Genomic DNA, 12,345 nt, shown 5'->3' with positions numbered 1-12,345 from the left:
GCCCCTTCGGGGTCCTGTGGACCCTGGACAGAACAGACCAGGCATGTAGTGTTTGAATCAGGCAGTGAACTGGTCCAGTAAACTAACGGCTGTAAAACTACTTACACAGTTTAGTTGACAGATCCGCAGACGGGAAGTGTAAATTCATATCAAAGCACTTCCTGTTTTTTTTTTTTTTTTTTATGAGGAGCATGGTCCATCGCTTGAAGACAGGAAGCAAAGACTGACTCGGTTCACTCTGCTGATTTGCCTGGCTGATGGAAACGGCTTGAAAAATTTTTTAAACATTGATCTGTTTCTCTTGCAGGATTTGGCTTATTCTCTGTCATAATAGGACTGAACCGAACTTTTCATAGAAGGCTCAGCTGTATTTATCGTTGAATTTGATCATGGACAGGCAGAAGAGTATTCAGTATGGATAAGTTCGTAATACGAATACGTCTTTTATTGACGTTTTTCAGTTTAAAGGAGGAAATAATTCATGGTGAAGGCGAAGCAGTATGCGGCGGTCGATATTGCAAAATATGTATCCGCCCTGCTGGTCGTAGCCATTCATACCTATCCGTTTCTTGAGATTTCTGAAACCTTTAACACTCTGTTTATCGCAATTGTCTGCCGACTGGCAGTCCCGTTTTTCTTTGTGAGTTCGGGGTATTTTCTTTTCAGAAAACTCAATGGAACGAAAAAGCAGAATCTCAATCGCTTAAAGAAGTATTTATGGCGTCTGATCTCTTTGTATCTGGTATGGACGGTGATCTACATTCCATATACCATTTGGAATTATATGTCAGAAGGTTTTTCTCTGATCAGCCTGGCCGGCTGGATTCGGGACTTCTTCCTGAATGGTTCTTATTACCATCTTTGGTTTTTGCCCGCTTTAATTACCGGAACTCTGATTGTTTATCTGATTGGAGAAAAGAAAAGAATTTCCAAAGTGGTTTTTATTTCGATGATTCTTTACTTCATCGGTTATCTTATTAATGTTTACGCCCCCATATGGCAGTCATTGCCCTATGTAAGCATTGTATATGGCTTTTTTACGAAGACGCTCGTCACGGCAAGGGATGGCTTTTTCTTTGCACCCATCTTTATCGCTTTAGGAGCCTACATGGCTAAAATGCCAAGACCGAAACTGAAGGCTTCCTGCGTGGGCTTTGCGGCAAGTTTTCTGCTGCTGATTATTGAAGTCATGACTTATTATTCCCTTGGAATTTTGCAGGATCTGTCCTGTATGTTTCTTTCGTTAGTTCCAACCACTTACTTCCTGATGAACTTGCTTCTGGATGTGAAAATGGAATATAAGCCGGTATATGGGGATTTACGAAAAGATTCAACTCTGATTTATGTCAGCCATATTCTTTTTGCCCGGCTGCTGCTTCTGGTTTTGCCTGAAGCGCATCTGGTTGTTTACCTGGCAACTCTCGCTTTTTCATCTATGTTTGCCTTCCTGGTGATTCGTTATCGAAAGCAGATCCCATGGCTGAAGTATCTGATGTAAAGCAGTCTATATTAGGAAATTATGAAATGAAAAGCTGGCTGAGGCTGGCTTTTTTCTTTGTGGACAGGTTGGATCCATCAGATGTTCTGCAAGAAAAATCATACCGTTTAACCTTCAGAATTGAGCCTGACAAAAGCTGATTATTCATCGTAGAATCAATCGACGAATCGATTAAAATAAAAGGTATGATAAGAATTCATCAGGTGAAGACCGCCGATCCGGCGGATCTTGAAAAGCAGATCCTCAAAAAGCTCAATATGCCAAAAAAGGATCTTGAATATTGGAAAATTCATCGCCGCAGCATTGATGCCAGAAAACATCAGGTTCAGTATTCATATGTTGTTGATGCAAAAGTGGCTAATGAAAAGAAATACTTAAAAAACTGGGATGTCTTCAGGACACCCGATGAAACCTTCCGTTTTAAGCCGGCAGGAGAGCAAAGACTGAAAAACCGGCCAGTTGTAATTGGTATGGGTCCTGCCGGACTTTTTGCTGGACTGCTGCTGGCTGAATATGGATATAAACCGATCATCATCGAACGGGGCAGCGCCATCGAAAAACGTTCGAAGGATGTCGACCATTTCTGGAAAACCGGAGAACTCGATCCGGAAAGCAACGTTCAGTTTGGAATGGGTGGAGCTGGTGCTTTCAGTGATGGCAAGCTGACGACCAGAAGCAAGGATGTTTTAGGACGAAAAGTTCTTGAAGATCTGGTTTCTCTGTCAGCCAATCCGGATATTCTGATTGATCAGCATCCGCATATCGGCACAGATGGTTTTATTTCGATTTTAAAGAATGCCAGAAAACGAATTGAAGAGCAGGGGGGAACATTTTTCTTTGATACAAGACTCGATGATATAGAAGTCTTTAATGACTCCTTATGCGCAATGACGATATCAAGACTTGAAGATGAAAATTTTGAAGGAAAACTCGATGATGTCGATGTTCGCACTCGAATCACAGAAACCCTGCCTGTAGAAGCGATGATCTTTGCTTCTGGTCATTCCGCTGAAGATACCCTGCGGACTCTTGAAAAACGCGGGATCTGCATGGAACCGAAGAACTTTGCCATCGGACTTCGAATTGAACACCTGCAAAGTTATATTAATGAAGCCATGCTCGGCTCTGCCTGCCATCAGAAAGATCTGATTCCAGCGCGTTATCAGCTGACTCATACGGCGAATACCGGAAAAGGGGTCTATTCCTTCTGTATGTGTCCAGGCGGTTATGTGATTCCATCCTCTTCCGCACTTCATACCGTGGTCTGCAATGGAATGTCCTATTCGGACCGGGCAGGAGATCAGGCCAACTCCGCTTTGCTTGTCCAGGTGACACCTGAAGATTATGGATCTGGTCTGTTTGATGGGATGGACTTTCAGCAAAAACTCGAAAAGAAGGCGTTTGATCTGTCTGGATCCTATAAGGCGCCCGTACAGCTCGTTTCTGATTTTATTGAAGGAAAGATCAGTGATCATTTTGAAGAGGTGAAGCCAACCTATGAATTAGGAACAGTATTTACCGATTTCAATACGATTTTGCCGGAAAAGATTGCAGAGTCCTTAAAAGATGCGCTGATACACTTTGAACAGAAGGTACCTGGATTTACGAAAAATGCTCTCTTAACCGGAATGGAGACCCGTTCGTCTTCTTCAATCCGGGTTGTAAGACAATCGGATTCTCTTGAATCCAACATTCATGGATTTTATCCATGCGGTGAAGGCAGCGGATATGCCGGTGGAATCATGACCAGCGCGATTGATGGTTTAAAATGCGCGATGGCTTTAATGAACCGCTTTGAAAGACCTTCAGATTTGAATTTGAAGTAAATAAACGATGGATGGTTTTTTGACATTCAGATCAAGATTAACCATACTGAAATGAGGTGTGGCCAATGCATTTATTCAAACCGGATTACTATGTAAAAAGCTTTAAATATATGGATATCAATCGGCTGAAGAAGATGAATATCCGGCTTTTGTTATGCGACATTGATAATACGCTGGTCGCCTTTGATGAACCTCATTCCAATGAAGGAGTCCGTTTCTTTATCGAAATGGTTCAGAGCGCGGGAATCCAGGTTGCCTTGATGTCCAATAATGTAAAAAGCCGGACTGAAAAATTCGGTCAGGCATTAGGTGTTCGAATTTATTCCTTTTCATGCAAGCCGTTTCCGTTTACGTTTGTGAAAGCGATGAAGGACTTTGGCGTCAGAGCAGATCATACAGCTCTGATCGGCGATCAGTTATTTACGGACATGCTTGGCGGCAATCTCGCAGGAATTACGACGATTCTGACCGCTCCGATTGTGGAACGCGACAAACTCGATACAAAAGCTTTGCGAACACTCGAACGGTTTGTTTTTCATCATTATGAGAAAAAGGGAATTATGAAAAGGGGGGATTTTGATGACTGAATACTGCAAAGGGTGTGGTGTGCGCCTGCAAAATGAAGATCCAAAGGCTTTGGGCTATGTTCCAAGTCTTGATTCTTCCTATTGTCAGCGCTGCTACAAGATCCGGCATTATGGGGATCTAACCATTAACATGCAGCAGGGCATCGAAAATACAGAAACACTCGAAAAAATCAATGATATCGACGGAACCGTATTCTGGGTGGCTGATCTGTTTGATCTTGAGAGCAATCTGATCAGTCGTCTGAATCAGAGGCTGAGTGGTAAGGATATTGTCATGGTATTAACCAAACGGGACGTGCTTCCAGCAACCGTCTCCGATTCCAAAATCATTGACTTTGTCCGCCGCAAACTGAAAGAAGAAAATATTACAGTCAAGGACATCATTATTGGCGGCTACATGCTTAAAAAGGATGATGCGAGCCGCAAGGTGCTTGATGAAATTGTTGATGATACTAAACGATATGCCAAAAACGGCAAGGCGATCTTTATGGGAACGGCCAATGCCGGAAAGAGTACGCTGGTCAACCGTCTGGCCAAAAGTGAAGATCTGACGATTTCAAGAAACCCGGGAACAACTCTGGATATAGTCGAAATGCAGGGGGATGGGTTTACGCTCTATGATACACCGGGGCTTGAGAATCCATATTCGGTCCTTTCTCATGTCAATCCAAAGGATCTGAAGACCATCATTCCAACCAAACCGGTTAAACCTCTGATTACTCAGATTTATGAGGATCAGTCTTTTGCGGTAGGCGGTCTGGCCAGGCTCGATGTAATTCCAAGAGGAAAAAGCAATATTGTAGCTTACTTCTCAAGAAACCTTCCGGTTCACCGTGGCAAACTCTCGAAGGCGGATGAACTGTGGCAGAAACATTATGGAGAAATGCTCTCTCCAGTTCTGAATGAAGAAAATGTACAGATGGAGGTCTGGCAGGCACCGCCTTTGAAAGTCAACCAGAAGATGGATATTGTGATCCATGGACTGGGCTGGTTTACTCTGAGCGGTGATATTGAACGTGCGGATATCCGGGTTCCAAAGGGAATTCAGGTCTCCTTTAGAAAGGCGATGATCTGATGCTGAGTCAGGATGAAAAAAAGAAACTGCGTACGATCGGACATTCTTTGTCTTCGATGATGCAGATTGGAAAGGGTTCACTTTCACCAAACATGATCACTTCATTAAAGAATGATCTTGAAGCTCATGAGCTCGTAAAAGTGACCATATTAAAAACGGCTGATATAGAACCAAGGGAAGCTGCGATTGAACTGGCAGCTGCTACAGGCAGCGAGGTGGTTCAGATCATTGGAAGAACCTTCCTTCTCTATCGTCAGTCAAAAGAAAATAAACTGGGATTATAAAAGGGATTATGAAAAAGAAGAAAGTAGCTCTGCTTGGAGGATCCTTTGATCCGATCCACTGGGGACATCTGAACATGGCTAAAGCCGCGCTCGAGCATCTGAAAGTGGACGAGGTCTGGTTTATTCCAAGTAATCAGACCCCGCTTAAGGACAGAGTCCTGAGTCCGGCAGCGGATCGTCTGGCCATGGTGCGGCTTGCACTCAAGGAGGATCCAAGATTTAAGATCAGTACAGTTGATTTATCCCGAAATGGAAAAAGCTATACCTTTGATACTTTAAAAATATTAAAAAAACAGTTCCCGGAAGTTGAGTTTGCCTGGCTGATGGGAGCAGATCAGGCCAATCAGTTTGATCAATGGAAAAACGCCGATCAGCTGCTTGAAATGGCTGATTTTGCGGTTGTAGATCGTGATGGCAAAGAGCCAGAGTCTTCTCGATTTAACTTTAAGCGAATTCCCATGGTCTACACTCCGGTTTCTTCTTCAGAAATCCGCAAAGGAGAAAAGATCAATTTTCTGCCTGAATCGGTCAGGCAGTATCTGCTCGATCATGAACTGTATCTGGTTGCCTGGGTATCCCGGCACGTTTCGGCCAAACGTCTGGCCCATTCAGCTTCAGTGGCAAGGCTTTGCCGTATGTTTGCCAAAGCGCATGGCCTGGATGAGCATAAGGCCTGGCTTGCAGGATTGTTTCATGATGTTGCCAAGGATATGCCGATCAATGAGCAGAAAAAGTGGGTGGCTGCAATCAATCCGGCTGGTTTGTCCGAACATCACGCCATATGGCATGGCTATGCCGGCAGTGAAATTGTCCGACGAAATTTTGGAATTGAAGATCCAGTGATTCAGAATGCGATCTTTAATCATGTTAAAGGAACCAGCTATGATCCGTATGCGATGATCGTTTTTGCGGCGGATAAGCTCGACCCGCTGCGGGGTTATGATTCGAAACCATTAATCAGCGCCTGTATGCTTGATCTGTATAACGGATTCATGCTTGTAAAGCGTGAAAACAGGGAATTCCTTGATCGGGAAAAACGCGTACTGGCTGAAAAGGAGAGTTTCTAAATTTATGGATGAAAAGGATGTGCTTGATACAGTCCTGAAGGCCATTTCTGAACGAAAGGCGCACAGGATCATCAATTACGATACAACTTCAATGACGCCATACATGGATAACATGATTGTGGCAAGTACCGACAACGTCATTCAGAACAATGCCGTTGCTCAGAATATTAAGGACCGGCTCTATGAAGCGGGGTACACCGGTGATTACCGGCTGGAAGGAACCAGGGAGTCCAAATGGATCCTGGTTGATCTCAAGGAAATCGTCATTCACCTGTTTGTACAGGGAGAACGGGATCTCTATCAGCTCGATCGTCTTTATGCAGACTGCCCATCGAGTGAATACGATCTATGATTTATGACATTCTTGCCGGATACTACGATGATTTAGTCCGGGATGATGAAGCGACAAAACAATGGGTAGACTGGATTGAATCCTACAACCCCAAAAAGGATTTTTTGGAACTGGCCTGCGGAACGGGTGAAATTACACTGCAGCTGGCAAAAAATCATCAGGTAAGCGCCCTGGATCTGGCCGATCATATGGTTGAAGCCGCAAAAGCCAAGGACATCGACCATCAGGTGGACTTTCAAACCGGTGATATGCGTGACCTTTCAAAATTCGGAGAGTTTGATGCCATTGGATGCTTCTGTGATTCCTTTAACTATCTGCTTGAAGAAGAGGAAGTCAGAGCTTTTTTTAAAGAGGTCAAAGCGCATTTAAGAGAGGACGGACTCTTCTTCTTTGATTCACATGCCTTAGCGCGAATTGACGAATTCGCTCTGGATCATGCCTACTCGGAGGCTGGAACCTTTGAAGATGGAACCAATGTTCAATGGGAAATTGCTTCTACTCCTGAAGGTCTGATCTACCAGGATTTTGCCTTTTATCTGCCGGATCAAACGATTGCAGAACATCATATTCAGAGAGTCTATGATCCAGAGTGGCTGATTCAGGTCCTAAAAGAGGATTTTGAGATTTTGTCCTTAACGACAGACTGGGAAATCGAAGGAGCAGATGAAGGAGAAAAGTATTTCTTTGTCTGCAAAAAGAAATAAAACAGATTCATAAAAAATCTGGCAGAAAGGAGTGTTCGGGCATGATTGGATGCATTGCAGCAATGCCTTCAGAATTAAAGGCGATCACGGATCGAATGAGTGAAAAGCATGAAGACCATATTGGAAAGATGGTCTTTGTCAGAGGAAAACTTGAAGGCCTCGATACGGTTGCGGTTCTTTCCGGGGTGGGGAAAGTGGCTGCAGCGATAGCAGCCACTCTGCTCTGCTATAAATATGATCTGAAAGCTTTGATTCATATCGGGGTCGCCGGCGGATTAAAACAGGATCAGAATGTGATGGATCTTGTAATTTCTGATGAAATTATTCAGGCTGATTTTGATACTTCACCGATTGATGGAGATGATGGTGTAGGCAAGATGTACTATACCAATTCGAAATTGTCTCAAGCAGCAATTAAGGCAGCAGATCAGATGCATCTGCCCTGGTGTATTGGCGCAGTCACAACTCAGGATGTTTTTATGAGCCGTAAGGAAGATTATGAAAAACTTCTGGCAAATTTTCCGGATGCTGCCTGTGCCGAAATGGAAGGCGGAGCAACCGCTCAGGTTGCTTTTGATTTCGATGTTCCATTTATCGTTTTTCGAACTTTATCGGATGTGGTCCATCACGATGGAAACCAGATGGAATTTACCGAATTCGAGAAGAAATCATCCGATCTGGCTGGAAAGTTTCTAGCCTGTTATTTCAGGGAACTTCGTGATCATTACAATCTCGAGGATCTAAAGGCAGATTAGTATTTTCATAAGAGTTAGTCTCATTTACAGTCTGTTTGAATAATAAGCAGCCAAAAATCTTTCGAATGGATAAGACAGAAATATCCATTTGAAAGATTTTTTATGTGTCTTATCTAAATCGGATTTTAAATCATTCATTTTGGATGATACGGTAAAAGCTCAATTGAATCCGGCAAAAACAAACCTTTAGTTTTAAAATTGCGTGATTCATAATGAAATCACAGAACAAATTAATGGAGGAATAGTATGGCTCTGAGAAAAGATTTTTTATGGGGCGGCGCAGTGGCTGCTCACCAGCTCGAAGGCGGCTGGCAGGAAGGCGGTAAGGGAATCAGTGTAGCGGACGTGATGACTGCCGGTGCCAATGGCGTTCCCCGCCGCATTACGAATGGCGTCATTGAAGGGGAAAATTACCCAAACCATGAAGCCGTTGATTTTTATCATCATTACAAAGGAGATATTGAACTGTTTGCCGAAATGGGGTTCAAGGCTTTTAGAACTTCGATTGCCTGGACCCGAATTTTCCCTGAAGGTGACGAAGAAGAACCCAATGAAGAAGGTCTCAAATTTTACGACGACATGTTCGATGAATTGATCAGACATGGAATTGAACCCGTGATCACTCTTTGTCATTTTGAAATGCCGATGGGTATCGTCAATAAATACGGCGGATTTGCCAACAAGAAAGTCATTGATCTGTTTGTGAAATATGCCCGGGTCTGCTTTGAACGTTATAAAGACAAAGTGAAATACTGGATGACCTTTAACGAAATCAATAACCAGACTGACTGGAAGTCTGATCATCACCTGATTCAGGATTCTGGCATTATCGTTTCAGATGAACAGCGTCCAATTCAGGAGCAGCTGATGTATCAGGCAGCAGTGAATGAACTGATCGCTTCAGCACAAGCTACGCTTGTTGGTCACGAAATTAATCCGGATTTCATGATTGGATGCATGATTGCCATGTGCCCGGTTTATCCAGCAACAGATAAACCAGAAGATATCATGATGCATGTTGGCGCAATGCATAAGCGCTATTGGTTTGCGGAAGTCCATGCCCGCGGATTTCTGCCAGAGCATATCGTGGCATACTGGCAAAGAAAAGGAATCAAGATCGATATTTCAGAAGAAGAAAAAGAAATTCTTAAAAAAGGAACGATCGACTATCTCGCATTCTCTTATTACATGTCCTTTGCCACAGCGGTGCAGGGTGAAAATCCTGGATTTGACTACGATGAAAGCCGCGATCTGGTTCGCAATGAAAATGTACCGGCCTCTGAATGGGGCTGGCAGATTGACCCGATGGGGCTTCGCTACTCTCTGAACTGGTTCTGGGATCATTTCCATAAGCCAATGATGATTGTCGAAAATGGATTTGGTGCGGTCGATACCGTTGAAGAAGATGGAAGCATTCATGACGACTATCGGATCGATTATCTGAGAAACCATATTCAGGCGATGAAAGATGCTGTTGATTATGAAGGCGTTGACTTGCTTGGTTATACCATGTGGGCTCCGATCGATATCGTTTCCGCATCAACTGGTGAGATGAAAAAACGGTATGGATTTATTTACGTCGATAAGAACAATGATGGCAGCGGTACTCTTGAACGTTCCCGTAAAAAGTCATTTGACTGGTATAAACACGTCATTGAAACCAACGGAGAAGAACTGTAATCGCTTTGTTCTGAATCGTTGAGCAGCATAAACATAATTAAAAGGCAGCCATACTGACTGCCTTTCTTTTGAATTCAATCTTCAGTGAGTCTGTGATTTAATTCCTGCAGATAATCAATTGGTGGCTGACAGATTCAATGAAGCTGTGAAGAAAAAATACAAAAATGAATCGAAAATTGAGGAAAACAAATCTATGAGCAAAATCATATTTCTGGATGTGGATGGAACATTGATTGACTATGAAGCCAAATGTCCGGCCAGTGCCAAAGAGGCAGTTGATAAAGCCAGAGCTGCCGGCAATAAAGTATATATCTGCACCGGATGTTCGAAAGCTGAAATTTTACAGCGTGATCTGCCTGAATTAGATGGAATGATCGGTGGGAACGGAGCCTATGTTGAAGATGAAGGAAAAGTGGTCATGCATCAGGGCCTGAGTGCTGAAGATACAAGGAAAATAGTCGACTGGTGCAATGAACATCATCTTGGTTTTTATCTCGAAAGCAATGAGGGGATGTTCTGCAATGACTACATGATCGAGCAGGGACCGGAAGTCATGGTTAAATACGCCCAGGGCAAAGGTGCCAGTTTAGAAGACGCCAGTGCGAGTTCGCAGATGTTTCTTTCCCAGATGATTCACCTGAAAGGTGATGACCTGTATCGCGATGATGTTAATAAGATCAGCTTTATCCTTTCAAGCTATCAGGATCACCTGGATTCGAAAAAAGACTTTCCGGAACTTGTAGCCAATACCTGGGGCGGTAAAGGTGAGCATGCATTATATGGTGATCTAGGTCCGACTGGAATCACCAAGAAACATGCGATCGACGTCTTATTGAAGCATTTGAATGCAGATCAGAAGGATACGATCTCATTTGGTGATGCAAAAATCGATCTTTCTATGTTTGAGCTTTGCAATTACAACGTAGCGATGGGAAATGGAGGAAAAGAGATCAAGGAAGCGGCTGACTATATTACCGCTGATGTCAACGATGATGGTCTGTATAAAGCCTTCGAACATCTTCACCTGATGGGATGATTTTCTGATTGAAAGTTTGTTTGGATCTTAATCTGTAAGAAAGAATAAGATCAGGGATAGAAAAAGCCGGTACCTGAATGAAGTCAGGGACCGGCTTTGATTTTTATTCGTCATGTTGAGGAATATTTATATGAAGTCTCAACAACCAGATCGATAGGAGATTTCGTTTCTTTGATTCAGGGACGAGTAAGATTTTCTGGTGTTTGTTTTACTTTTCAACCAACTGAAGAACTTTTTCAAGCATAGCGATCTTTTCGCCTTCTTCAGCTGCTGCTTCTTTGTTGCCGCTCTCTTCGTGGCGTTTCTGCCAGCCTTTCAGAGAACCAATGCGGTCATCAATTCTGTCTTTGGTGTTCTGGGCATATTCACCAGTGGATCCGTAATGTTCAACGAGGTCGTTCAGGACTTCCATGCCATATTCAGATCCGCCAAGAATTCCTTCAAGATCTTTTTTGAATTGCGCTTTATTCATAGCTCATTTCTCCTTAGCCATTTTGAGATCTCTCAAGTCCTCAGGGTAATCTTTTGTAAAAATGTTCAGATCAGTAAACTTTGACTCAAGTGGTCTCGTTTTATCTTTACTTGTATTATGGCGAGTTTTTTTTTAATGAAATATTGAAATGACCATTTGTCATTCATTTTTCTATCAGGCATGAACCTTAACAAAATTCAGTAAAATCTTGTAAAATCCGGAGTTCTAGTCCCACCTAACCGGAATATTGAGGACCACTAAACGCTAAATTGAGTTTCAGATAACTTTTTATCCAGTTCCACTATGCAAAAAATTGAGTACCATAAACCGTTTTTAATTGTTTCAAAAAACGACCATAGAGTTCCACTAACCAGATCTAGAATATCTCTGAGATCATGATTTATTTTGATTTTTTGTCGAGTTGTAATGTGCACAATAATAAGCTAGCGCTAATATATAAAATACCTGATAACCGTTCTTTATCTTTCTATCTGCTTTTATTCCGAATATAGTCTCCAAGTCTATTAAGGACAGAAAGGTGACATGTTAAGTGCCTGATTTTCATATTTTTTTCTATTCTTATCTATTCTTTTCTATTATATAGTTATGGAAAAGAGATATAAAATTGGTGAATTCGCGCTGATGATCGGTGTTTCTCTCCAAACCCTCAAGTAATGGGAGAAGGCAGGAAAACTGACTTCTTATCGCTCTTTCGGCAAAGTTCGCTATTACACTCATGAACAATATTTAGAACTGACTGGAGGATCTGTTGGTTCTTCCAAAACAGAAGAAACTTCTGTCATCTATGCTTGAGTCTCGACAAGAAATCAGAAAGACGATCTGAAAAACCAGGCCGCATTTCTTCGTCAGTTCTGTAATGCCCGTGGAATCATCGTTTCTGAAGTGATCGAAGACTATGGAAGCGGTATGGACTACAACCGCAAGAAATTAAACAACCTATTGAATCAGATCATGGACAGAAAAGTATCGCAGATCGTGATAGTCCATA

The 12,345-nt window shown here is 42.6% G+C and carries 12 protein-coding genes and 1 pseudogene; 12 read left to right on the top strand and 1 reads right to left on the bottom strand.

The annotated features are described in order from the left end of the window. Positions 1-481 precede the first annotated feature (481 nt). The 11 genes from BO222_RS04175 (at position 482) to BO222_RS04125 (ending at position 10,864) form a co-directional block, all read left to right on the top strand. The gene (locus tag BO222_RS04175; RefSeq protein WP_075818627.1) at positions 482-1,498 is read left to right on the top strand and encodes an acyltransferase family protein; all 1,017 of its coding nucleotides are present in this window, start codon (positions 482-484) and stop codon (positions 1,496-1,498) included. Between the two features lie 185 nt (positions 1,499-1,683). Continuing rightward, positions 1,684-3,324, top strand: a complete 1,641-nt coding sequence (locus tag BO222_RS04170; RefSeq protein WP_075818625.1) for an NAD(P)/FAD-dependent oxidoreductase — start codon at positions 1,684-1,686, stop codon at positions 3,322-3,324. Between the two features lie 65 nt (positions 3,325-3,389). Beyond that, positions 3,390-3,911, top strand: a complete 522-nt coding sequence (locus BO222_RS04165) for a YqeG family HAD IIIA-type phosphatase (RefSeq protein ID WP_075818623.1) — start codon at positions 3,390-3,392, stop codon at positions 3,909-3,911. Continuing rightward, the gene (locus tag BO222_RS04160; protein WP_075818621.1) at positions 3,904-4,986 is read left to right on the top strand and encodes a GTPase; all 1,083 of its coding nucleotides are present in this window, start codon (positions 3,904-3,906) and stop codon (positions 4,984-4,986) included. Before BO222_RS04165 ends, BO222_RS04160 begins: the two co-directional genes overlap by 8 nt. After that, positions 4,986-5,270, top strand: a complete 285-nt coding sequence (locus BO222_RS04155) for a YhbY family RNA-binding protein (protein WP_075818619.1) — start codon at positions 4,986-4,988, stop codon at positions 5,268-5,270. The genes BO222_RS04160 and BO222_RS04155 overlap by 1 nt, the downstream gene beginning before the upstream one ends. Before the next feature lie 8 nt (positions 5,271-5,278). Further along, entirely contained in the window at positions 5,279-6,337 is a 1,059-nt protein-coding gene (gene nadD, locus BO222_RS04150) for a nicotinate (nicotinamide) nucleotide adenylyltransferase (protein ID WP_075818617.1), read from the top strand. A gap of 4 nt (positions 6,338-6,341) precedes the next feature. Next, the gene (gene rsfS / locus BO222_RS04145; protein WP_075818615.1) at positions 6,342-6,689 is read left to right on the top strand and encodes a ribosome silencing factor; all 348 of its coding nucleotides are present in this window, start codon (positions 6,342-6,344) and stop codon (positions 6,687-6,689) included. Beyond that, a complete protein-coding gene (locus BO222_RS04140) occupies positions 6,686-7,393 on the top strand; it encodes a class I SAM-dependent DNA methyltransferase (RefSeq protein ID WP_075818613.1) in 708 nt (235 codons plus the stop codon). Before rsfS ends, BO222_RS04140 begins: the two co-directional genes overlap by 4 nt. 41 nt (positions 7,394-7,434) lie before the next feature. Then, a complete protein-coding gene (locus BO222_RS04135) occupies positions 7,435-8,148 on the top strand; it encodes a 5'-methylthioadenosine/adenosylhomocysteine nucleosidase (protein WP_075818611.1) in 714 nt (237 codons plus the stop codon). 246 nt (positions 8,149-8,394) lie between these two features. Continuing rightward, positions 8,395-9,828 carry a 6-phospho-beta-glucosidase gene (locus BO222_RS04130; RefSeq protein WP_075818609.1) on the top strand — a complete coding sequence of 478 codons (1,434 nt, stop codon included), beginning with the start codon at positions 8,395-8,397 and terminating at the stop codon, positions 9,826-9,828. Positions 9,829-10,021: 193 nt separating this feature from the next. Continuing rightward, positions 10,022-10,864, top strand: coding sequence for a Cof-type HAD-IIB family hydrolase (locus tag BO222_RS04125; RefSeq protein ID WP_075818629.1), 843 nt, complete (start codon positions 10,022-10,024; stop codon positions 10,862-10,864). A 208-nt stretch (positions 10,865-11,072) separates the two neighbouring features. On the opposite strand, the gene BO222_RS04120 is transcribed toward BO222_RS04125, so the two are convergent. After that, positions 11,073-11,336 (bottom strand): FRAT-87 protein, encoded by a 264-nt coding sequence (locus tag BO222_RS04120; RefSeq protein WP_075818607.1) that lies wholly within the window; start codon positions 11,334-11,336, stop codon positions 11,073-11,075. A gap of 825 nt (positions 11,337-12,161) precedes the next feature. Between BO222_RS04120 and BO222_RS14380 the strand changes: the two are divergent. Next, positions 12,162-12,345, top strand: a pseudogene (locus BO222_RS14380) (recombinase family protein); the annotation flags it as partial.

This window comes from Ileibacterium valens (genome assembly GCF_001945525.1).
Lineage (GTDB): Bacteria > Bacillota_I > Bacilli_A > Erysipelotrichales > Erysipelotrichaceae > Ileibacterium > Ileibacterium valens.
This window is presented reverse-complemented; position numbering and strand designations above follow the sequence as displayed.